The organism is Pseudomonas sp. AC136 (genome assembly GCF_979258585.1).
The window spans coordinates 4636323-4657965 of record NZ_OZ409865.1; the positions used below are offsets into that span (position 1 = coordinate 4636323).

General features: G+C 61.0%; 18 protein-coding genes. 4 read left to right on the forward strand and 14 right to left on the reverse strand.

Translation table 11 applies throughout. The features are described 5' to 3' along the window. Positions 1 to 128: 128 nt before the first annotated feature. The 6 genes from ACZZZU_RS20765 to ACZZZU_RS20790 all read right to left on the reverse strand — a co-directional run bounded on the left by ACZZZU_RS20765 (position 129) and on the right by ACZZZU_RS20790 (position 8623). Positions 129 to 1718, reverse strand: a complete 1590-nt coding sequence (locus ACZZZU_RS20765; protein WP_463382001.1) for a malate:quinone oxidoreductase — start codon at positions 1716 to 1718, stop codon at positions 129 to 131. A 157-nt stretch (positions 1719 to 1875) separates the two neighbouring features. Next, entirely contained in the window at positions 1876 to 3324 is a 1449-nt protein-coding gene (locus tag ACZZZU_RS20770) for an MFS transporter (protein ID WP_463551692.1), read from the reverse strand. 421 nt (positions 3325 to 3745) lie between these two features. After that, entirely contained in the window at positions 3746 to 4897 is a 1152-nt protein-coding gene (locus tag ACZZZU_RS20775) for an acyl-CoA dehydrogenase family protein (RefSeq protein ID WP_463551693.1), read from the reverse strand. Between the two features lie 30 nt (positions 4898 to 4927). Beyond that, positions 4928 to 5818, reverse strand: coding sequence for a 3-hydroxyisobutyrate dehydrogenase (gene mmsB, locus ACZZZU_RS20780; protein ID WP_463551694.1), 891 nt, complete (start codon positions 5816 to 5818; stop codon positions 4928 to 4930). Positions 5819 to 5863: 45 nt separating this feature from the next. Continuing rightward, the gene (locus ACZZZU_RS20785) at positions 5864 to 7378 is read right to left on the reverse strand and encodes a CoA-acylating methylmalonate-semialdehyde dehydrogenase (RefSeq protein ID WP_463551695.1); all 1515 of its coding nucleotides are present in this window, start codon (positions 7376 to 7378) and stop codon (positions 5864 to 5866) included. A 348-nt stretch (positions 7379 to 7726) separates the two neighbouring features. Beyond that, a complete protein-coding gene (locus ACZZZU_RS20790) occupies positions 7727 to 8623 on the reverse strand; it encodes a LysR family transcriptional regulator (protein WP_463551696.1) in 897 nt (298 codons plus the stop codon). 148 nt (positions 8624 to 8771) lie between these two features. Between ACZZZU_RS20790 and ACZZZU_RS20795 the strand changes: the two genes are divergently transcribed. Genes ACZZZU_RS20795 through ACZZZU_RS20805 form a run of 3 tightly spaced genes read left to right on the forward strand, consistent with a single transcriptional unit; the run spans position 8772 to position 11354 of the window. Continuing rightward, positions 8772 to 9470 (forward strand): CoA transferase subunit A, encoded by a 699-nt coding sequence (locus ACZZZU_RS20795; protein ID WP_463382006.1) that lies wholly within the window; start codon positions 8772 to 8774, stop codon positions 9468 to 9470. Between the two features lie 34 nt (positions 9471 to 9504). Beyond that, the gene (locus tag ACZZZU_RS20800; RefSeq protein WP_463541460.1) at positions 9505 to 10161 is read left to right on the forward strand and encodes a CoA transferase subunit B; all 657 of its coding nucleotides are present in this window, start codon (positions 9505 to 9507) and stop codon (positions 10159 to 10161) included. An 11-nt stretch (positions 10162 to 10172) separates the two neighbouring features. Beyond that, positions 10173 to 11354 (forward strand): acetyl-CoA C-acetyltransferase, encoded by a 1182-nt coding sequence (locus ACZZZU_RS20805; RefSeq protein WP_463551697.1) that lies wholly within the window; start codon positions 10173 to 10175, stop codon positions 11352 to 11354. A gap of 47 nt (positions 11355 to 11401) precedes the next feature. Here the strand turns inward: ACZZZU_RS20805 and ACZZZU_RS20810 are convergent, their stop codons facing one another. Continuing rightward, positions 11402 to 12046 carry an HAD-IA family hydrolase gene (locus ACZZZU_RS20810; protein ID WP_463551698.1) on the reverse strand — a complete coding sequence of 215 codons (645 nt, stop codon included), beginning with the start codon at positions 12044 to 12046 and terminating at the stop codon, positions 11402 to 11404. Between the two features lie 217 nt (positions 12047 to 12263). Here ACZZZU_RS20810 and ACZZZU_RS20815 point away from each other — a divergent pair, with 217 nt between their 5' ends. Next, positions 12264 to 13616 carry an O-antigen ligase family protein gene (locus ACZZZU_RS20815; RefSeq protein WP_463551699.1) on the forward strand — a complete coding sequence of 451 codons (1353 nt, stop codon included), beginning with the start codon at positions 12264 to 12266 and terminating at the stop codon, positions 13614 to 13616. Positions 13617 to 13622: 6 nt separating this feature from the next. Here the strand turns inward: ACZZZU_RS20815 and ACZZZU_RS20820 are convergent, their stop codons facing one another. From ACZZZU_RS20820 to ACZZZU_RS20850, 7 genes are all read right to left on the reverse strand, one after another. Then, positions 13623 to 14774 (reverse strand): acyltransferase family protein, encoded by a 1152-nt coding sequence (locus ACZZZU_RS20820; RefSeq protein ID WP_463551700.1) that lies wholly within the window; start codon positions 14772 to 14774, stop codon positions 13623 to 13625. Between the two features lie 80 nt (positions 14775 to 14854). Beyond that, entirely contained in the window at positions 14855 to 15217 is a 363-nt protein-coding gene (locus tag ACZZZU_RS20825) for a VanZ family protein (protein WP_463551701.1), read from the reverse strand. A gap of 9 nt (positions 15218 to 15226) precedes the next feature. Then, positions 15227 to 16474, reverse strand: a complete 1248-nt coding sequence (locus ACZZZU_RS20830; protein ID WP_463551702.1) for an acyltransferase family protein — start codon at positions 16472 to 16474, stop codon at positions 15227 to 15229. After that, positions 16471 to 18513 (reverse strand): acyltransferase family protein, encoded by a 2043-nt coding sequence (locus ACZZZU_RS20835; RefSeq protein ID WP_463382012.1) that lies wholly within the window; start codon positions 18511 to 18513, stop codon positions 16471 to 16473. The genes ACZZZU_RS20830 and ACZZZU_RS20835 overlap by 4 nt, the downstream gene beginning before the upstream one ends. A 101-nt stretch (positions 18514 to 18614) precedes the next feature. Next, positions 18615 to 19448, reverse strand: a complete 834-nt coding sequence (gene galU, locus ACZZZU_RS20840) for a UTP--glucose-1-phosphate uridylyltransferase GalU (protein ID WP_463382013.1) — start codon at positions 19446 to 19448, stop codon at positions 18615 to 18617. A gap of 110 nt (positions 19449 to 19558) precedes the next feature. Next, entirely contained in the window at positions 19559 to 20581 is a 1023-nt protein-coding gene (gene galE, locus ACZZZU_RS20845) for a UDP-glucose 4-epimerase GalE (protein WP_122492599.1), read from the reverse strand. An 18-nt stretch (positions 20582 to 20599) separates the two neighbouring features. Continuing rightward, complete coding sequence (locus tag ACZZZU_RS20850; protein ID WP_463551703.1) at positions 20600 to 21619, reverse strand: NAD-dependent epimerase/dehydratase family protein; 1020 nt, start codon at positions 21617 to 21619, stop codon at positions 20600 to 20602. Positions 21620 to 21643: the final 24 nt, after the last annotated feature.

Sequence of the window (21643 nt, forward strand, 5' to 3'; positions counted from 1 at the left end):
TCCAGTAGGGGCGGCGATGTGCCTGCGAGCGGGCAGTGTGCCGTTCAACCGGTGGCCTCGCAAGCGCAAGCGTTGCACCGCAAGGCCATGCGCCAGCCAGGGCAGCCGGCGCGTGGCAGGGCGTGCGCTTAGAGCGCGTCGACCATCGGGTCGCTGTCGGGCTGCACCTGCACGAACGGCAGTTGCAGACGTTCGCTGCTCCAGGCGCGCGTGGCGTTGGTCAGCTCAAGGTCGTTGTTCAGCTTCTTGCCGTACGAGGGAATGATCTCCTTCAGCTTGGCCTGCCACTCGGGCGTTTTGACCTTGTCTTTGAAGGTTTTTTCCAGCACCGACAGCATGATCGGCGCGGCAGTGGAGGCGCCAGGAGAGGCGCCGAGCAGGGCGGCGATGCTGCCGTCTGCCGAGCTGACCACTTCGGTGCCGAACTGCAATACGCCACCCAACTGCGGGTCTTTTTTGATGATTTGCACGCGCTGGCCGGCGTGCACCAGCTCCCAGTCGGCGTCTTTGGCTTCGGGGAAATACTCGCGCAAGGCGGCCATGCGGTCGTCCTGGCTGAGCATCAGTTGGCCGACCAGGTAGGTGGTCAGCGAGGTGTTATCCAACCCGGCGTTGGCCATGGGCATCAAATTGTTCCAAGTCATGGCGCTGAACATGTCCCACAGCGAGCCGTTGATGAGGAACTTGGTCGAGAACGTGGCGAACGGGCCGAACAGCAGCGCTTTCTGACCATCGATCACACGGGTGTCCAAGTGCGGAACAGACATCGGCGGCGAGCCCACCGAGGCTTTGCCGTACACCTTGGCTTGGTGCTGAGCGACGATTTCCGGGTTCTTGGTGACCAGGAATTCGCCGCCGACCGGGAAGCCCGCGTAACCGTCTGCCTCGGCGATACCGGATTTTTGCAGCAGCTTCAGCGCGCCGCCTCCGGCACCGATAAACACGAATTTGGCTTTGACGCTTTTCAGTTGTTCAGCGTTGCCGAGGTCGGCGACCACCACGGTCCAGGTGCCGTCGTCGTTGCGCACAATGTCGCGCACTTCATGTTGCAGGTGCAGCGCCACGCCAGGCCGATTGGTCAGCGAGCCGAACAGCTGGCGGGTGATTTCGCCGAAGTTGACGTCGGTGCCAATCGGCATACGCGTGGCCGCTAACTTCTGGCCTTCAGCGCGGCCGTCCATGACCAGCGGAATCCACTGTTTGATCTGCGCCGGGTCTTCGGAATATTCCATGCCGCGAAACAGCGAGCTGTGCTGCAAGGCCGCGTGACGTTTGTGCAGGTAGGCGACATTTTCGTCACCCCATACGAAGCTCATGTGCGGCACGTTACTGATAAATGTCTTGGGATTGTTGAGCACTTTTTGCTCAACCTGATACGCCCAGAACTGCTTGGAGATTTCGAACGACTCGTTGATCGCCACCGCTTTGCTGATGTCGATGCTGCCGTCGGCGACTTCAGGCGTGTAGTTCAGCTCGCAGAAGGCCGAGTGGCCGGTGCCTGCGTTGTTCCAGGGGTTCGAGCTTTCCTCGGCGACTTGGCCCATGCGCTCGTAAATGTCGATGCTCCAGCTCGGCTCCAGTTCGTTCAGGTAAGTGCCCAGGCTGGCGCTCATGATGCCGCCACCAATCAGCAGCACATCGACAGTTTTTTCGGGTTCGGGGGTTTTTGCGCAGCCAACAACGAGCAGGCAGACGAGGGTTAACAACAGCTTTTTCATCAGTTTGACCATTTCCAGTTTGCTATCCAGACGGCATACAGCAAGACCGGGGCCAGGTGCGGCAGAGCGCCGCAGCACGGGGCTTTCGGGGCGAAAGTGGGGAAAAGGCTGAATGGAATGTGGCCGGATTCCGCCAGCAGCGGGCGGATTGTCGCCGTCAGGTATCGGCTTCTACCTTGTGCCGCAGGGGCTTGTCGGCCATGCACAGGGCAATCAACAACGGGATGGCGGCGATGGCGGCGTCCAGCAGCAACAAGTCGCGGAACGCAGTGCGCAGGAGCGAGCTATCCACCTGACCGAGGCTGGCGCTGATGTGCTCAGGGTCGACGCTGGGCAGCAGATGCCAGAGCAGGCTCGACAGCAGCGTGACACCCAGCGCGCCGCCAAGGCCACGAAACATCCCGCACGCAGCCGTTACCACGCCAAGATGGCTGAGCGGCGCCGCGCTTTGTACGGCCACCATCGAGGTGGGAAATTGCAGGCCCAGCGCCACGCCGCAGCACATCAATAGCGGAAGGCTGAGCACATCCAGTTCGGGCGGCAGGAAAGCCAAGGCCACCAGCGCGGCGGGCAACAGCAGGTTGCCGGTGAGAATCAGTGGCTTGTAGCGACCGAGCAACGAACTCATGCGCCCACCAATAAACGCCCCCAGCGGCGCGCCGATGGCGATGGCCATCAGTTGCGTGGCGCCGGTGCTGGTCCCGCCCTGCGCGTGAGCATGGAGGGGAAACAACACGGCCAACGCCACCGCCTGGAAGTTGGCAAAAAACAGCAAGCACCAGCCCGCGCGCACCGGGCCGATACGGAACAATTCCATGGGAATAACCGGCTCGCTGGCGCGCCGCTCTTGCAGCACGAACAACTGCAAGCCAACCAGTGCGATCCCCAGGCCGGCCGCGTTTTCCAGGGTCAGCCACTGGCGCTCCTGGCCGAGGCGAGTGATCAACAGCAACAGGCTACCCAGGCCGATCAACAAGAGCAGGCCACCGAGATAGTCGAGCCGGGCTTTGCGGCGTTTCTCCGCTAAGCCGGCTAGGCGCTTTTGGCTCAGCCAGATGGCCAGCAGGCCAACTGGCAGGTTGACCCAAAACACCCAGCGCCACGACAGTTGCTGGCTCAGCAGGCCGCCTAGCGGTGGGCCGATCAGGCTGGCCAGGGCGAACATGCCGCTGAACCACGCTTGGTAGCGGCCGCGTTCGGCCGGGGCGATGAGGTCGCCAATCAGCGCCTGAATGGTGGCGATCATGCCGCCGGCGCCAATGCCCTGCAGCGCCCGAGCGCCGACCAGTTGCCACATGTCTTGCGACAGCGCGCAGAGCACCGAGGCGAATACGAACAGGCTGATGGAAATCAGCAGCAAACGGCGGCGGCCGAACAGGTCGCCGAGCTTGCCGAAGAACGGTGTCGAAATGGTCATGGCCAGCATGTAGGCCGACACCACCCACGCCAGCACTTCGCTGCCCGGCAACTGTGACCCGATTTCCGGCAAGGCCACGGCAACGATGGTTTGGTCCAGCGCGGAGAGAAAAATGCCAAGCAGCAGGCCTAAGAGGATTTTGCGCAGTTGCGCCGGGCTTAGCGGAACGGAAGTAGAAGCGGCAGTCACAACAGGCCCTTAACGGCTGGAAGCTGAGGCGGGGTTTGGAGCGGAACAGGATCGGCAGCAGGAACCTCGCCAGGTTCTGTAGGTGTTCGCCTGCAAGACCGGGGGAAACAGCATTTTTGTGGAGTTTCCCTACAGGTTGCAAGGGCGCTTCTGATTTTTTAGCGAGGGTCGCTCGGTGCCTAATTACCGCCGGCGACACGCTTCGCCAAACCTGTGTTCACAGTGAGTTGCAAAGCAGTACGTAAAGTCACGATAGCGGTAGTCAGTAAGTAGTCTCAGTTTCTTTTTTAAGTCATTACGTAGCTTCAGCCTACGCAACGAGTAACAAAGGAATGTCAGCATGGATGCCATGGAACGTTCAGCGTTCACTCAAGCCGCCGCGCAATGGGCGGCTTTTTTTTGCCTGTGAATTGGCTCTGCTTTACAAGGCGTAGTGAGCTAACTCACGGGCAATCAGCAGCCGCTGGATTTCGCTCGACCCCTCGTAAATCTGCGTAATGCGCGCATCGCGGTAGTAGCGCTCGACGGGATAATCCTCCAAATAGCCATAGCCGCCATGAATCTGAATGGCATCAGAGCACACCCGCTCGGCCATCTCCGAGGCAAACAATTTCGCTTGCGAGGCTTCGGACAAGCACGGATGCCCGGCCGTCTTCAGCCGTGCCGCGTGGAGAATCAGCAAGCGGCTGGCGTTGAGTTGGGTGTGCATGTCGGCCAGTTTGTTGGCGATGCTCTGGTGCTCAATGATCGGCTGACCAAACTGCACGCGTTCACGGGCGTAAACCAGCGCTGCCTCGAAGGCAGCACGCGCGATGCCCAGCGCTTGAGCGGCGATGCCGATGCGGCCGCCCTCCAGATTGGACAGCGCGATGGCCAGGCCTTTGCCGCGCTGGCCGAGCAGGTTGGCCTGCGGGATGACGCAGTTACTGAGGGTGACGGCGCAGGTGTCCGAGGCCTTGATGCCCATTTTCTTTTCGCTGCGATCCACCACAAAGCCCGGGTTGTCGGTGGGAACCAGGAAGGCTGAAAGGCCCTTCTTGCCCAACTCAGGATCAGTCACCGCGAACACAATGGCGAGTTTGGCGCGCTTGCCGTTGCTGACGAATTGCTTGGCACCGTTAAGCACCCACTGGTCGTCTTTCAGCTCGGCACGGGTGCGCAGGTTGTTGGCCTCGGAGCCGGCGTGGGGCTCGGTCAGGCAGAAGCAGCCAATCGCCTCGCCGCTCGCCAGGGCCGGCAGCCAGGCTTGTTTTTGCGCCTCGCTGCCGTAGTTGAGCACCGGGCCACAGCCCACGGAGTTGTGCACGCTCATCAGCGTGCCGGTGGCGCCGTCGGCGGCGGAAATTTCCTCGACGGCCAGGGCGTACGCCACGTAGTCGGTAAACGAGCCGCCCCAGGCGTCGGGCACCACCATGCCCAACAAGCCCAGCTCGCCCATTTTTTCGACCACGGCGTCGTCAATCCACCCGGCTTCGGCCCAGGCTTGGGAATGTGGGGCGATTTCGCTGCGGGCGAAGTTGCGCGCCATGTCGCGGATCATGCGTTGTTCGTCGCTCAGTTCCAGGTCGTGCATGCAATGTTCTCTGTCAATAAAGGTGAGGGCTCAGGCTTTGCCGCTGTAGAGCTTGATGATTGCGGAGAAATCCAGATCGCCATGGCCTTGGGCACTGAAGCTTTGATACAGCTGCTGCGCCAGGGCGCCTAGCAACACCGGTTGTTGCGCCTGCTTGGCCGCTTCGGTGGCCAGGCCCAGGTCTTTGAGCATCAGGTCGGTGCCGAAACCGCCGCTGTAACCGCGCGCGGCCGGGGCGGTTTCCAGCACGCCGGGGAAGGGGTTGTAGGTGTCCGAACTCCAGCAGCGGCCGCTGGATGTGTTGATCACGCCGGCGAGCACCTTGGCGTCCATGCCCAGTGCTACGCCGAGGTTCATTGCCTCAGCGACGCCAATCATGGAAATGCCCAGCAGCATGTTGTTCGCCACTTTGGCCACCTGGCCATTCCCCGCGTCGCCGCAGTGCACGATGTTTTTGCCCATGGCCGCGAGCACCGGTTGCGCCTGGTCAAAATCGCTGGCGCTGCCGCCGACCATAAAGGTCAACGTGCCCGCCGCCGCGCCACCCGTGCCGCCAGAAACCGGTGCATCGAGCATCGGATTGCCTTGCTTGCTGGCGGCAGCAGCCACCTCGCGCGCCGTCATCGGGTCGATGGTTGAACTGTCGATCAGGCGCACGCCCTTGCCGACATGGGCGAGCAAACCGTCGTCGCCCAGGTACACGGCTTTCACATGGCGGGCGGCGGGGAGCATGGTGATGATCAGCTCGACGTCGCTGCGGGCAATCTCAGTGGGCGAGCCCAGCGCTTGCGCACCGGCCTCGGTGAGGCGCTGGACGGAAGCCGGCACCAGATCGAACACCTGCAGCGAATGGCCAGCCTTTAGCAGGTTCAAGGCCATGGGCCCGCCCATATTGCCTAGGCCGATAAAACCGATATTCATAAACGTCCCTCTTATTGGATTTGTAGGACTGGCTCTACGCCACGGTTATTTCAAGGTGATGGTGGTGTTGACCGCACCGACGTCCTCTTCATCGAACCAGCGTTGGGTCACGGTTTTGGTTTGCGTATAGAACTGCACGACTTGTTTGCCATAAGGGCCGAGGTCGCCGAGCTTGGAGGCGCGTGAGCCGGAGAACGAGAAGATGGGCACCGGCACCGGGATCGGTACGTTGATGCCCACCTGGCCAACGTCGATCTCCTCCTGAAAATGCCGGGCCGCGGCGCCAGAGCGGGTGAAGATGGCCGTGCCGTTGCCATTGGGGTTGGCATTGATCAGGGCGATGGCCTCATCGAGCGTCGCGGCATTCATCACGCAAAGCACCGGGCCGAAAATTTCCTCACGGTAAATACGCATGGTCGGCGTTACGTCGCTGAACAGCGTCGGCGCGATGAAGTTGCCGCGCTCATAGCCGGCGACCGTGGGGTTGCGACCATCCAAGGCCAGCGTCGCGCTTTCCTCAACGCCCGCAGCAATCAGGCCATGAATGCGTTCCAGCGCCGTACAGGACACCACCGGGCCGAGGTCCGCGCCGGCTTCGGTACCGGCGTTGAGCTTCAGGGTTTTGCTGCGCTCCACCAGCTCGGGCAGCCAGGTTTGCGCTTCGCCGACCAGAATGACCGTCGAGAGCGCCATGCAGCGTTGCCCGGCAGCGCCAAATGCCGCGCCTACCAAGTTGTTGAGGGTTTGCTGGCGGTTGGCATCGGGCATGACGATGGCGTGGTTTTTGGCGCCCATCATGCATTGCGCGCGTTTACCGTTTTGCGTGGCGCGGTTGTACACGTGGGTGCCGACTTGGGTGGAACCGACGAACGACACCGCCTTGATGTCCGGGTGATCGCACAGCCGATTCACTACGTCGGCACCGCCATGCACCACATTCAGCACGCCCGGCGGCACACCGGCCTGCATCGCCAATTCGGCCAGGCGCATGGTCACCATCGGGTCTTGCTCGGACGGTTTGAGCACGAAGGTGTTGCCGGTGGCGATGGCCATGGGAAACATCCACAGCGGAATCATCGCCGGGAAGTTGAACGGGGTGATGCCGGCGCATACGCCCAAGGGTTGCAGCAGCGTGTAGGTGTCAACGCCGCCAGCCACGTTATTGGCCAGCTCGCCGAGCTGCAGGTTGCCGATGCCGGCCGCGTGCTCGACCACTTCCAAACCACGGAACACATCACCTTCAGCGTCCGCCAGGGTTTTGCCCTGCTCGGCGGTGAGCATGGCCGCCAGCTCGGCCATGTGTTCGCGAATCAGGTGCTGGTACTTCAGAAAAACCCGAGCGCGGGCACCGATTGGGGTTTTGCGCCAGGTTTTGAAGGCTTCGGCGGCGGCGCTGATAGCGGCGTCGACCTCGGCCTGAGTGGCGAAGGGCACGCGCGCCAGCACCTGTTGCGTGGCCGGGTTGATGATGTCGCGCCACTGGGCGCTGGTGGAGTCGATCAGCTCGCCGCCAATCAACAGTTTTACGGTGGGGACGGCAGTCGTTTCGGTCGTTTGCATTGTTGTTATCAACCTTGTTTTGGCAAAGCGAGCCCTGAGCTTAGCAGTGAGCTTTTCTGCGATACAGGCCGCTCGACTCCGAAGCCCTAGGAATGCTCCTACAGTGATTGAACGCCGCTTCTACAGAGTGTTTTCTGTTCCTCTGTGATCCTCGCCCGACATTTTTCCTGGCGAGTTTTTCATCATGCATCCATCCGACGTAAACCCTTCCTCTCCTTTCCAGCGGGCCGCCCGAAGCATTGGCTTCGCTGTTATCACCCTTGTGGCGCTGGCCGCCACCCAACCTGAATTTCCAGTTCGCGTGTACGACTGGATTTTGTCCCTCGAACGCTTCCTCCTGACCGTGTCCTAATGCTCCGCAGCTTTCGGCTTGGCCGCCAATAACGTGTCGTATAACGCCTGAGCGGCCACCGATAATTCGTGATCTTCCTTCCGTAAAATCCCAATAGCTCGCTCGATAATTGGCTCACGCAATGTGAGACAACGCGCACCCAGCTCTCGCATCTGCTCCACGCACAGCGCCGGCACGGCACTTACCCCCAAGCCATTGGCAACCATGCGGCCGACCGTCGCCAACTGATGACTCTCGAATGCCACCGGCAGCTTCAGGCCACGCGGGCGCAAGTGATCTTCCAGCATAAATCGCACGGTAGACGGGCGTTGCAGCGTGACGAAGGGATATTCCAGCAGCGTCGTCCACTCCACTTCCTGGCGCTCGGCCAACGGCGAATCGGCGGCCACCACGGCGACGAAACGGTCCAGATACAACGGCGTGAAGTGCAAGCTGACATCGGCCTGCGGCTCGAAGGCGATGCCCAATTCCACCTGCCGGTCGCGAACCATTTCGATCACTTGCTCATTGATGACGTCGTTCACCGTGACATTCACCTTCGGATGCCGCGCGCCAAATTCCACCAGTAACGGCGGCAGTAAATTCCCAGCAAACGAGGGCATGGCCGCCAAGGTGACGCGACCTTGTTGCAGGGTAAATCGTTGGCGCAATTGGTCTTCGGCGTTCTCCCAATCAGCCAGCAGACGCCGCGCCAGCGGCAGCAGCGCTTCGCCTTCGGGCGTCAGGCTGACGTTGCGAGTGGTGCGACTAAACAACCTGCCGCCCAACCCTTCTTCCAATCCTTTAATGGTCAGGCTCAGGGCCGATTGCGACAGATGAAGGCGCTCGCCGGCCTGGGCGAAACTCAGGCTCTGCGCCACAGCGAGAAAGGCGCGCAATTGTTTGACGGTCATGGCGGGCTCGATAAAAGGGCGACAGTTATTGTGCTGTTTTATCAATCAATCCATTTTAAAAATCAACTTAACAAATATATCTGTCCGCTCAACACTCATGCCTCCGGCCCGGCAGAGGCCTTCACGAACAACAAGAGAGGCGTTGCCCATGGCTGGTTTCGATAAACGTGTGGGTTCTTACGAAGAGGCCCTGGCTGGGCTGAAAGACGGAATGACGGTACTCGCAGGCGGCTTTGGCCTGTGCGGTATTCCCGAGAACCTGATTGCCGAGATCAAGCGCAAAGGCGTGCGCGACCTCACCGTGGTATCCAACAACTGCGGCGTTGATGGCTTCGGCTTGGGCGTGCTGCTGGAAGACCGGCAGATCCGCAAGATGATCGCCTCGTACGTAGGCGAAAACGCCTTGTTCGAGCAGCAACTGCTCAGCGGCGAGCTGGAAGTAGAACTCACCCCACAAGGCACCCTGGCGGAAAAGATGCGCGCTGGCGGCGCTGGCATTCCAGCGTTTTTCACGGCCACGGGCGTCGGCACGCCGATTGCTGAAGGCAAGGAAACCCGCGATTTCAACGGCCGCGCTTATCTGATGGAAACCGCCATCACCGGCGATTTCGCCATCGTCAAAGGCTGGAAGGCGGACTGGTTCGGCAACGTCGTGTATCGCCACACCGCGCAGAACTTCAACCCGCTGGCAGCCACTGCCGGGAAGATTACCGTGGTGGAAGTGGAGGAAATCGTCGCCCCCGGCGAGCTCGACCCCACGCAGATTCACACCCCCGGCATCTACGTGGATCGCCTGATCTGCGGGCGCTTCGAGAAGCGCATTGAACAACGCACCGTGCGTGCCTGAACCGTCCCCATCCTTTTTGCAGAGAACAATAACTATGGCGCTTACCCGCGAACAAATGGCCCAGCGTGTCGCCCGCGAATTGCAGGACGGCTTCTACGTCAACCTCGGCATCGGCATCCCCACGCTCGTTGCCAACTACGTGCCGCACGGCATGGAAGTGATGCTGCAATCGGAAAACGGTCTGCTCGGCATGGGCGCGTTCCCGACTGCTGACGAAATTGACGCCGACATGATCAACGCCGGCAAACAAACCGTGACCGCCCGCACCGGCGCGTCGATTTTTTCCTCGGCCGAATCGTTCGCGATGATTCGCGGTGGCCATATCGACCTGACCGTGCTCGGCGCATTTGAAGTGGACGTGCAAGGCAACATCGCCTCGTGGATGGTGCCCGGCAAGCTTGTAAAAGGCATGGGCGGGGCGATGGATCTGGTCGCCGGCGCGGAGAACATCATCGTCACCATGACCCACGCCTCCAAAGACGGCGAGTCTAAATTGCTAGCCCGCTGCACCTTGCCGCTGACCGGCGCAGGTTGCATCAAGCGCGTACTTACCGACCTGGCCTACCTGGAAATCGACAACGGCGCGTTCATTCTCAAAGAGCGCGCGCCGGGCGTAAGCGTTGAAGAAATCAAAGCAAAAACGGCAGGTGAGTTGGTGATTCCCGACCACGTGCCGGAAATGCAATTTTGAGGAGTGATGCCATGCAAGACGTCGTAATCGTAGCCGCCACCCGCACCGCCGTCGGCAGTTTCCAAGGCTCGCTGGCGAACATTCCCGCCGTTGATTTGGGCGCTGCCGTAATCCGCGCATTGCTGGAAAAAACCGGGCTCAATGGCGCCGAAGTGGACGAAGTAATCCTCGGCCAGGTGCTCACCGCAGGCGCCGGACAAAACCCAGCGCGCCAAGCCGCGATCAAGGCGGGTTTGCACGTCGCCGTGCCGGCACTGACGCTCAACAAAGTCTGCGGCTCGGGCCTGAAAGCGCTGCACCTCGGCGCCCAGGCCATCCGCTGTGGCGATGCCGACGTGATCATCGCCGGCGGCCAGGAAAACATGAGCCTGGCGCCGTACGTAATGCCGGGCGCCCGCACCGGTTTGCGCATGGGCCACGCGCAGATTAAGGACACCATGATCACCGACGGCTTGTGGGACGCCTTCAACGACTACCACATGGGCATCACTGCTGAAAACTTGGTAGATAAATACGAAATCACTCGCGAAGCGCAGGACGCCTTCGCTGCCGGCTCGCAACAGAAAGCCGTGGCCGCGATTGAAGGCGGGCGCTTCAACGACGAAATTACGCCGATCCTGATCCCGCAGCGCAAAGGCGATCCGGTGGCGTTCGCCACCGACGAACAACCCCGCGCCGGCACCACCGCCGAAGCGCTGGGCAAACTCAAACCCGCTTTCAAAAAAGACGGCACCGTGACCGCAGGCAATGCCTCAAGCCTTAACGACGGCGCGGCCGCCGTAATCCTGATGAGCGCCGACAAAGCCAAAGCACTCGGCCTGCCGGTGCTGGCGAAAATCGCCGCCTACGCCAACGCCGGTGTCGACCCGGCGATCATGGGCATCGCCCCGGTTTCGGCCACCAAACGCTGCCTGGAAAAAGCCGGCTGGACACTGGACCAACTCGACTTGATCGAAGCCAACGAAGCCTTCGCCGCGCAGGCGTTGTCGGTCGGCAAAGAGCTAGGCTGGGATGCGAGCAAGGTCAACGTTAACGGCGGCGCCATCGCTATCGGCCACCCCATCGGCGCCTCAGGCTGCCGCGTGCTGGTGACCTTGCTGCACGAAATGATCAAACGTGACGCCAAGAAAGGCTTGGCCACGTTGTGCATTGGTGGTGGGCAGGGCGTAGCGCTGGCACTGGAACGGCCTTGAACGGGTGGGGCGGCTAATCGGAATACCGCCTAGCCGCCCCCACACACTCACGACAACCGCTTCACCAACCGCTCCAACTCAACAAAATCCCGCACCCCATAAAAATTCGCCGCCCCGGCGAATTCACTGAAATCCGTGTCCCCATACCCTGCCACCTGCGCCCCGGCGCTAATCCCGGCCTGCACGCCTGGCACGCTGTCGTCCACCAACAAACACTTCTCCACCGGCACGCCAATCAGGTTCGCCGCGTGTTCGATCAGGCGTGGCGAAGGCTTCCACGCATTCACTTCATAGGCGCTGACAATCCGCGCGCCAAAAACGTCGAGTAAACCCACCGCCGCCAGGTTGGTTTCTATCTTTTCGCGCGGCCCGTTCGAGGCCACGCAAATGGGCAGCGTCGCGCCACGCACAAACGCCACGGCGCCGGGCATTTCTTCGACGTGGTCGCGCAGCAGCGGCAAGCTGCGGCGACGAAATTCCTGGTCCAGGTGGTGGCCGTTGAGTGCGGGGTGCAAGGCGACCAGTTCGCTGATGAACTGGGCGAAGGGAATGCCGCGAAAGCGCGTGAGCACCTGCTCGGCGGGCATGTGAATGTGTTGCTCTGCGAGCAGTTGATGCAGCAGCTGGGCGGCGAGTCGCTCGCTGTCTACCAAGGTGCCATCGCAATCGAAAATAAGGCCGGCAATCGTCACGTGTGAGGGTCGCTCGCAAAAGAGGCTAGGGCTGTTGTGACCACAGCAGGCCGGCAGGGTTTTAACCGCAGCCGTCATTCGTCAGCGCGAGGCTCTGGCGCGGGATTTTGCGTTTCGCCGCGCTCCGTCGAGGTGATAGCATTTGGCCCTGTTTGCGGTGCCGTCGCGGTCCACGAGCGCTTTTCGACTCACTCATTTTTTTGCAAGGACGCCCGGCATGGCCGCTCCCTCTAAACGTCTGGAACGTCTGCTTATCAGCGGCGCTTTGTTGCTGCTTTTGTGGTTGCCCTTGCCGATTGGCAGCAACCGCGACTGGTCCATGGGCCTGTTGGTTTTTTTCTGCTGCACGCTGGGTGCCGGCTGGGCGCTGAACGCCTGGCGCCGCAACCGCGACATGGGCCCCACGCAGCGCCCGGCGCTGCCGATGCTCGGCTTGTTGCTGCTCAGCCAGGTATGGGTGTTGGTGCAGTGGCTCACCGGCATGACCGTCGACGGCGCTGCCACCTTCCAATACCTCATGCTTGGCATCGCCTACAGCTTGCTGTTTCTGCTGGTGGTGGATTTATTTCGCACGCGCAAACGCCTAAGCCTGCTGCTCGCCGTGTTGGTGATAAGCGGCACGTTCCAGGCGTTCTTTGGTGTGGTGATGACGTTGTCCGGTGTCGAAGATTTGCTCGTCGGCGCGAAAACCCATTATCTGGGCGACGCCACCGGCACCTTCGTTAACCGCAACCATTTTGCCGGGTATCTGGAGTTAACCCTGGCGGCGGGCATTGGCCTGTTGCTGGCGCTGCGCGATGAGCGCCCGTTTCGCTGGGTCAATGTGCTGGAGATGCTGCTGGGCCCCAAGGGGCGCCTGCGCTTGGCGCTGGTGCTGATGACCATTGCGCTGGTGATGAGCCATTCGCGCATGGGCAACGGAGCGTTTTTCACCAGTCTGCTGCTGGTGGGCGGGACATTCCTGCTAACGGACAAAACCCATCGGCTGCGCAATGGGCTGATTCTTGCGAGTTTGCTGGTGATCGACGTGCTGATCGTCAGCCAGTACTTCGGCCTCGACAAACTCGTGGACCGCATCGCCTCCACGCAACTGCAAGCCGTGGTGGTCGATGGGCAAACCATTCAGGCTGCCAACGAACTGCGCGGCACCGTCTACGAACAAGCGCTGCCGCTGGCCAAAGAACACTGGCTGACCGGCCACGGCGCCGGCACGTTTGAGGTGCTGTTCGGTAAATATGCGGGGCCGGAAATTACCCTGCACTTCGACCACGCGCACAACGACTACCTGCAATTCATCATTGAATACGGCCTGCTCGGCAGCCTGCCGTTGCTGATCTTTGTGCTGCTGGGCCTGTACCACGCGCAACGGGCCATGTGGCGCGGCGAATCCACCTACCGGGCGGGCGTGGGCTTTGGCGCGAGCCTGGGAATCGTGGCGTTGCTGATCCACTCGCTGGTGGATTTCAACCTGCAAATTCCCGCCAATGCCGCCACCTATGTGGTGATCTGCGCCATCGGTGTCATCGCCAACAACCACTACCGCGAGCGCCGCGCGCGCGATCGCGGTTAATCAACCCTAAAGCGGGGCCGGCTGAGCGATCAGAGCCGGCTCGCGCTTGAACCACTTTTTGCCGGCAGTGATGCCGGGCAATTCGATGTACCGATAGGTCAAGGTTGAAACCACCAGCACGCCGACAAGCTGCCCGATCACCAACGCGTTGTTGAGCAGTACGTTGCCGGTGTCGACGTAGCGTTTGAGGGTGCCCGAATCGGTTTCCGGCAGATCAATCAGCAGCGGGTGCCCCAGCATGCCGCCCAGGGCTTTTAGCACGATGTACGAAAGCACCAGCAGCGTGGCGTGAGTCATGTAGATCGAATACGACAGCGTGCCCAACCAGGCGAAAAACCGTTTGCACAGCAGCGTCGAAAGGGCACCAGAGCCAAGCGCAAACACCAGCACGGCGATGCAAAACAGCACGCTCATAAAGACTTTGTGCGGGGTGTTGATGGTGGCCAGAATCAGCACGATCGCGCCGAGTACGGTCGCCTCCAGCATGCTGCCAAGCCGGGGTTTCAAGGTGTGCGTGGGCAGGGCGCGGTAGAGCCGATAGGTGACCGCGCCGCCAAAGAAACAACCCAGGCCTTGCAGCGCCTGTTCGGTCAGCCAGGTACTGGCGAACACGACGGCCGCCCAGGCCGCCACAGCCACCAGCGCGAACGCACTTTGCACGTGCTGGCGCAGCAGCACCGTCATCACTGCAAACAGCATGTAGAGGTAGTACTCGACGCTGATGCTCCAGGCCGGGTAGTTGAACGACAGCGGCTCGAACCCTGACCACCAGGACTGCACAAGCAGAAGGTTGGGGACAATTTCGTTAACTGAACGAGGGCCGCTAAAGCTGTGACTGCCAAACGACAAACCACGGTGTTCGCCCCACACCTTGACGCATTCGATGGTCAGCGCAAACGCCAGCAATGCCAGGTGCAGAGGGTACAACCGAAAGGTGCGGGTCAGGGCAAAGGTGCCAACCTGCTTCCAGTTGCCCAGCCGCCGGCCGTAGATGTGGCACAGCACGAAGCCGCTGAGGACAAAGAAGAAGCTGACGAAGTAGTCGGCGTTTCGAAAAAAACGCAGCTCGGTAAAGGTGTGCAACGCATGCGCGTGATAAATGGCAACGGCCAAAGCGAACAGCCCGCGAAAGCTGTCCAGAGCCTGAAAACGCTTCATTGCAACGTCCCTGTTGATCGCAGCGCGCGAGTTTGTCAGGGACGATAGTGCTCAATCAATAGCTGATCGCTATAAACCAATCATTCGTTAGTGCGAATTTGCCGCTGTACGCGCTGGCGCTTTAGCTGCAAGGCAACGCCCAAGCCGATTAAAACGCCCGCTATGTTGGAGGCCATGTCGGCAAGCGACGGATCGCGCAGCGGCAGCAAGCCTTGGGTCAGCTCGATCATCAGGGCGAACAGCAGGCAATACAGCACGGTCCAGAACGCGTGCGTGGCGGGGAAGGCCAGGCGGGCGCTGCATACCAGCACGGCGAAAGCGCTGAGGTGGTGGAGCAAGTCCTGATACTCGAAGGCTTGCGGCACCGGATCGCTGCGCAGTCCGGTGTAGAGAATCACCGCCAGGGTGGCGAAGAAAACAATCATGCTGATGACACGGCCCATAACGAATTCCTAGCTCGGTTGTTCGCTGTTCGCGCTGGAAGCGACGGCGAGGTTGTTGTTTTTTTGGTTGTCTTTTTTCGCCTCGGTCTTCGCCGCAGAGCGCAGCAGGGCGTTGCGCAGGAAGCGTTGGGCGGGGGTTTCAAAGTAGCGGAAGCTGAGCAGGCACAGCGGAATCAGCACGGCGAAAAACACCAGCATCGACATTTCGCCGTAGAAGAACGTCGGGCTTACGCCGTTCTGGGTCAGCACGGTGAAGAACACCAACTGCAACGGGAAATGCAGCAGGTACGAGGAGTAGGTGAGGTTGCCGACCATGGCCAGGCGTTTGCCAAGGTAGCCGCGTTTGGTTTCCATCAGCGCCAAGGTAAAGATGCTCAGCGGAAACAGCACGGCCACGACAATGGCGCGGGTGGCGCCGTGTACGGCTTTGTCGAGCAGGCCGGCGAATTTTTCTGGCAGCACGCTTTGCGCAATGTTCTGCACCAGCGGCCAGAACCACGGGTGATACACCTCCACCACGGTCACCAGCCACAGCACGGCACTGGCGCCCACGGCCCACGGCAGCACGCGCGGCAGCCAACCGCCTTCGCACACGTAGCGGTACAGCCGGAAAATCAGCCCGCCCAGGAAGAACGAGAAAATACCGCGCCCGACAATGGGCTCCGCCACCATCACCACGGCGCCCAAAGCCAGCATCGCCACGTGAGCCCACAGGCGTTGGCGGAACATCAGGCAGACAACGAAGAACACCAGGTACATCAGCACTTCAACCGACACCGACCAGATCGGGCCGTTGAAGGACGGGCCTTTTTCCAGGCCCCAGCTGGAGGCCATGAACAGGTTCAGTACGGCGTGGTACAGGTCGTTGAAGGGCACCACAAAGTAGTCGCCGGTGCGCGCCATCACCCACTGCTGGGCCAGCAGCACAAACAGGAAGGTGGCGATGTGCAGGGGATAAAGCCGCGAAAACCGCAGCACGAAAAACTCCCAACCGCCGACCGTTCGCTCGGCAATTTCCCGCGCGTACAGCCAGAAGAAAATGAAGCCCGACAGCGAGAAGAAGAAGTCCACCGCCAGCCAGCCGGTTTGGTAGAACAGGAAGAACACGTTGTAGAACGGTTGCTGTTCCATCTCGTACGGCACAAAGGTGCTGCCCTGGAAGAAGAAATGCTGCCAGTGCCAGAACACCACGGCCAGTGCTGCCACGCCGCGAATGAAGTCCAGGGAATAGAAGCGCCGGGGGCTGGAGTAAATCATGGTGTGGTCTCTACGGGAGGCGTGCTGTGGGCCGTGGCGTCAGTGGTGAGAAACATGTGTTGGAACAATGGGCGCAAGCGGTCGCTGCCGTACTCGCTGAGGTGGTCGTCGTCGAAATACAGCGGGTGCCCATCGGCATCGCCATAGCACTTACCGTCGCGGCACAGGTAGGGCAGGGGATCGAGAATGTTCACGCCGCAACGCGCCGCCGCCAGGTCCTGGGTTTCCCAGGTGAAGGCGTTGCGCTGGCGGTATTCGTCCATGGAAATCCACACCCGCTCTTGCTTGCCGCGCATGGCCGCGCGGCCCATGGTTTTCGGCACGTCGCGCTTGAGCTCGGGAATCGGTCGCAGCATGTACACCGGCCGCTGCTTGGCGAACGCGCAGGCGGTGTCGATGATGCCCTCGCGCATGGCCTGCAGGTATTCAGGGCTGCGCGAGGGGAACGGTTTGTCGAAATACAGCTCCGGCACCGGCACTTCGCGGGTGCGGTCAGGCTCATTCGGGCCGAGCAAGTAGTACGAGGTGCGGTTGATGATCAGCATCGGCACCTGGGCTTGCGCTGCATTTACTTCCTGACTTTTGCGCGCGTTGAAGCTGCCGCATCGGTAGGTGATCTGGCCGACCGCTTTGATGTTGGCGATGGTCGGGCAGTTGCTCATGGTCCAGTCGAGAACATGTTCGTCAGGGCTGGGAAGCGCGCGCTCGACGCCGCGGATCATGGCGCCGGCGTGGCTGTCACCCACCACAATCGCGCCGAGCTTGGGGCCGCCGTAAGTGCATTCCGGCACCGCGCTGAATTCGTTCTGCATGCACTCACCCAGGCGCGGGTTTTTGTTGTCCGACTCGGCGAACAGCGCATCGACCTGCGCCGGCAGCCGGCCAGGAATGCCGTGCTGCAGCAAAATTACCCCGCCCGGCACCATCACCAGTAGCGTGACGGCAATGATCACCAGCGCACCGATGCGCTGGCGCATCACGTTCAGGCTGAACTGCGCCGGGCGCTCGATAAACCGGTACGACAACCCGCCAAACACCAGCGTCAGCAGCAAGCCAACGACAATCGCTAGCGGCGAATCCTGCAGTTCCAGATAAACCAGACCCACCACCAGCGGCCAGTGCCACAGGTACAGGGAATAGGAGCTGTCGCCCAGCCACTGCGCGACGCGAGTGCCGGTCCATATAGAGTCCTGGCGCGCGGCAAACAAAATGAGCATGGTCGCGAACACCGGAATGGTTGCGCGCCAGCCCGGCCATTGGCTGTTGCTGTCGAACACCACAATGGCGGCAATCAGCACGGCAAAACCGGCCAGCTCTACACCGCGTTGCCGGCCCGCCGACAGTGTGAAGCGTTGGGCGAGCAGGTACACCAATCCACCGGCAAGCATTTCCCAGGCGCGGGTCGGCAGCAGATAGAAAGCGGCAGTGGTCTTGATTGGCGTGGCGGCAATGCACAGCAGCAGCGACAGCAGCAGCACGGCCGACAACGCGATGGCCTGAGCGCGACGGCTGGGGCGCAGCTTCCAGACGATGGCCATGAAAACCGGCAGGATCAGGTAGAACTGCCACTCCACCGACAGCGACCAGGTGTGCAGCAACAGCTTGTCGTGGGAGGCCGCGTCGAAATAACCGTCTTCGCGCCAAAACATGACGTTGGACAAAAAGCCCAGCGCACTGATGGCGTGTTTGCCCAGCTGCTTGTATTCCACCGCCGGCAGCACGAACCAGCCCACCACCATCAGCACCAGACACAGCACCAACAGCGCGGGAAGAATGCGCCGCGCCCGCGACAGGTAGAACGCGATGATGGAGAAGCGTCGGGAGTCAACGACGCCGCTCGCTGCGGCCGCCGAATTGGCCTCGAGACCACGAAGAATGATGCCCGTCATCAGGAAGCCGGAGATCACGAAAAACACGTCCACGCCCACGAAACCGCCGGAAAAACCGGTCACGCCGAAGTGGAATAAAACTACCGCTACAACGGCCCACGCGCGCAGGCCGTTTATGTCCTTACGGAACTTATTATTGGAATTTCTCATGCGCTTGCCTGCGTTGGGACGGTTAACTGCAAGGGAGCGAGTCCCTAAAACCTGACACCCGAAAGGCTGTGGGCCACGCCTATGGCGCGGCCCTGTTCGTGCTACTTGCCTTTGAGATACAGCTCTTCAAAACAGAAATTGGTCGCTTCCACGTAGCCTTCAGCACTGCCGCAGTCGAAGCGTTGGCCCTTGAACTTGTACGCCAGCACGCAACCGGATTTGGCTTGTTTCAGCAGGGCGTCGGTGATCTGGATTTCGCCGTTCTTGCCCGGCTCGGTGTCGGCGATCAGGCCGAAAATGTCCGGCGTCAGAATGTAGCGGCCGATGATTGCCAGGTTTGACGGCGCATCTTCGGGCTTGGGTTTTTCCACCATGCTGTGCACGCGGTAGAGGTCGTCGCGGATCAGCTCGCCGGCAATGACGCCGTACTTGTGGGTCTGGTCGGCCGGTACTTCCTGAATCGCCACGATGGAGCAGCGGAACTGGTTGTACAGCTTGATCATCTGCGTGAGCACGCCATCGCCGTCGAGGTTGATGCACAGGTCATCGGCCAGCACCACGGCAAACGCCTCGTCGCCAATCAGCGGCTGACCACAGAGAATCGCGTGGCCCAGGCCATTCATGGCCACTTGGCGGGTATAGGAAAAGGTGCAGCCATCGATCAGCTCGCGGGTGCCGGCCAGGAAGTGTTCCTTGTCGGTGCCGCGAATCTGATGCTCCAGCTCGTAGCTGATGTCGAAATGGTCTTCCAGCGAGCGCTTGCCGCGACCGGTGACGATGGCCATGTGTTGCAGGCCCGCATCGCGGGCTTCCTCAACGCCGTATTGAATCAGCGGCTTGTTGACGATGGGCAGCATTTCTTTGGGCATGGCCTTGGTGGCCGGAAGAAAACGGGTGCCGTAACCGGCGGCGGGAAATAGACATTTACGGATCATAAGAAGCTCCTGAAGGATCACAAAACCCTTGTGGGAGCGGCTTCAGTCGCGATGCTTTTCGATCAGGCGCATCGCGGCTGAAGCCGCTCCTACATTTCCGGTGTGGCGTATTACTTGGCGTAGCCCTGTGGGTTGGCAGACTGCCAACGCCAGGTGTCGCTCATCATCTGGTCGAGGCCGCGCTCGGCTTTCCAGCCCAGCTCGCTGGCCGCTTTGGCGGGGTCGGCCCAGCATTCGGCGATGTCGCCAGGGCGACGCGGCACGATTTGGTAAGGCACCGCCTGGCCGCTAGCCGCTTCAAATGCCTTGAGCATTTCAAGCACGCTGTAGCCTTGGCCCGTGCCCAGATTCCAGACCTTCACGCCGCTGTCGCCAGCGATGGTTTGCAAGGCCTTCAGGTGCCCGTCGGCGAGGTCTTCGACGTGGATGTAATCACGCACGCCGGTGCCGTCGACGGTGGGGTAGTCATTGCCAAACACCGACAACTGCTTGAGTTTGCCGATGGCAACCTGGCTGATGTACGGCAGCAAATTGTTGGGAATGCCGTTGGGGTCTTCGCCGATCAGGCCGCTGCTGTGAGCGCCCACCGGGTTGAAGTAACGCAGCAAGGCGATGCTCCAGCGCGGCTCGGAGCGGGCCAGGTCTTGCAGCAGCTCTTCGACCATCAGCTTCGAGCGCCCGTAAGGGTTGGTCGGTACGCCGGTGGGGAAGTCTTCGCGAATCGGCATTTGCGTCGGTTCGCCGTACACCGTGGCGGACGAGCTGAACACCAGCCGGTAAACGCCGGCCGCCGCCATGGCCTGACACAGCGTGACGCTGCCGGCGACGTTGTTCTCGTAGTAGTCCAACGGCTTGGCCACGCTTTCGCCGACCGCTTTCAGGCCGGCGAAGTGCAGCACGGCGCTGATGGAGCGCGAGGCGAACACTTCATCCAGCAACACCCGATCACGGATGTCGCCTTGAATGAATTCGGCCTGCTTGCCGCAGATTTTTTCCACCCGGTGCAACGACTCCGGGGAGCTGTTGCACAGGTTGTCCAACACCACCACCTGATACCCCGCTTCCAGCAGGGCCAAGGTGGTGTGCGAGCCGATATAACCGGCGCCGCCGGTGACCAGAATGGTTTCGCTCATGGGGCATCCCGCCTGTTGTTAGCGCCACTCATCCGGGCAGCTGGTTTTCCAGTCAGCGAAGGCGGTGGCCAGGCTGTACTGGTAGGGGTAGCCGTTTTCTACAAGGAAATGCGGCAGTACGTTGTTGGAGCGCACCAGCTTGCGGATGCGTACCGGGCTGAACGGGTGCTTGATGCCCAGCGGCCGCGCGATGGCGTCGATGCTGTACGCCACGCCCAGCAGCAGCGGGTAGGGCACGGCAGGCACTTTGCGTTCGATGGCGGCGACGCTGCACACGGTTTCCACGTATTCGGAAATCGACGGGCCGGGGTTCATGGTCATGTTGAACAGCGAGAAATGCCCGCCTTGTTCTTTCTGACGTTCCAGTACCCAGAGCATCGCGGCGCACAGCTCTTTCACATAGGTGCCGGCTTTACGCGTGGTGCGGTTGCCCATGTAAAAGAAGTAACGCTTGATCACGGCCTTGACCAGACGCGAGACGTTGCCGCCTTCGCCCGGCCCAAACACCACGCCCGGACGCACGATCACCAGGTGGCGGTTGGCCTTGTCGGCCGCCAGCCAGGTCTGGTGAATCTTCTCGGCGGCCAGTTTCGAGCCGCCGTAAGCAGTGGCCGGAACGGGCAGGGTGCGTTCGTCTTTCTGGTCTTCGCTTGGGCCGTACGGCGAAATCGAGCTGGTGAAAATCAGGTCGTTGCAGCCGACCTGTTCGGCCCAGGCGGTGACGTTTTCGGCGCCCAGCAGGTTGGTTTCGTAGTACTCGTAATCTTCGTGGCCGGGCTCGCGGTGCACGGCGGCGAAGTTGGCGATCAGGGCAACGGTTTCTTCCGGCTTCCAACTGACGGGCTGGCGTACGTCGCCATTGATCTCAACGATCTCCGGGCTTTCATGCACCAGGCGAGCGCGGTAGGGGAATGGCTTCTGGGTGACCTGCTCTTTGTCGAACAGGTAGACCTTGTCGTAACCACCTTTGGCAAGCAGTTGTTTGGCGAAGAACACGCCAATAAAACCCGAGCCACCAAAAATCACGGCGCAGTTCATCTGTTCCATCCTTCAATTCATGTA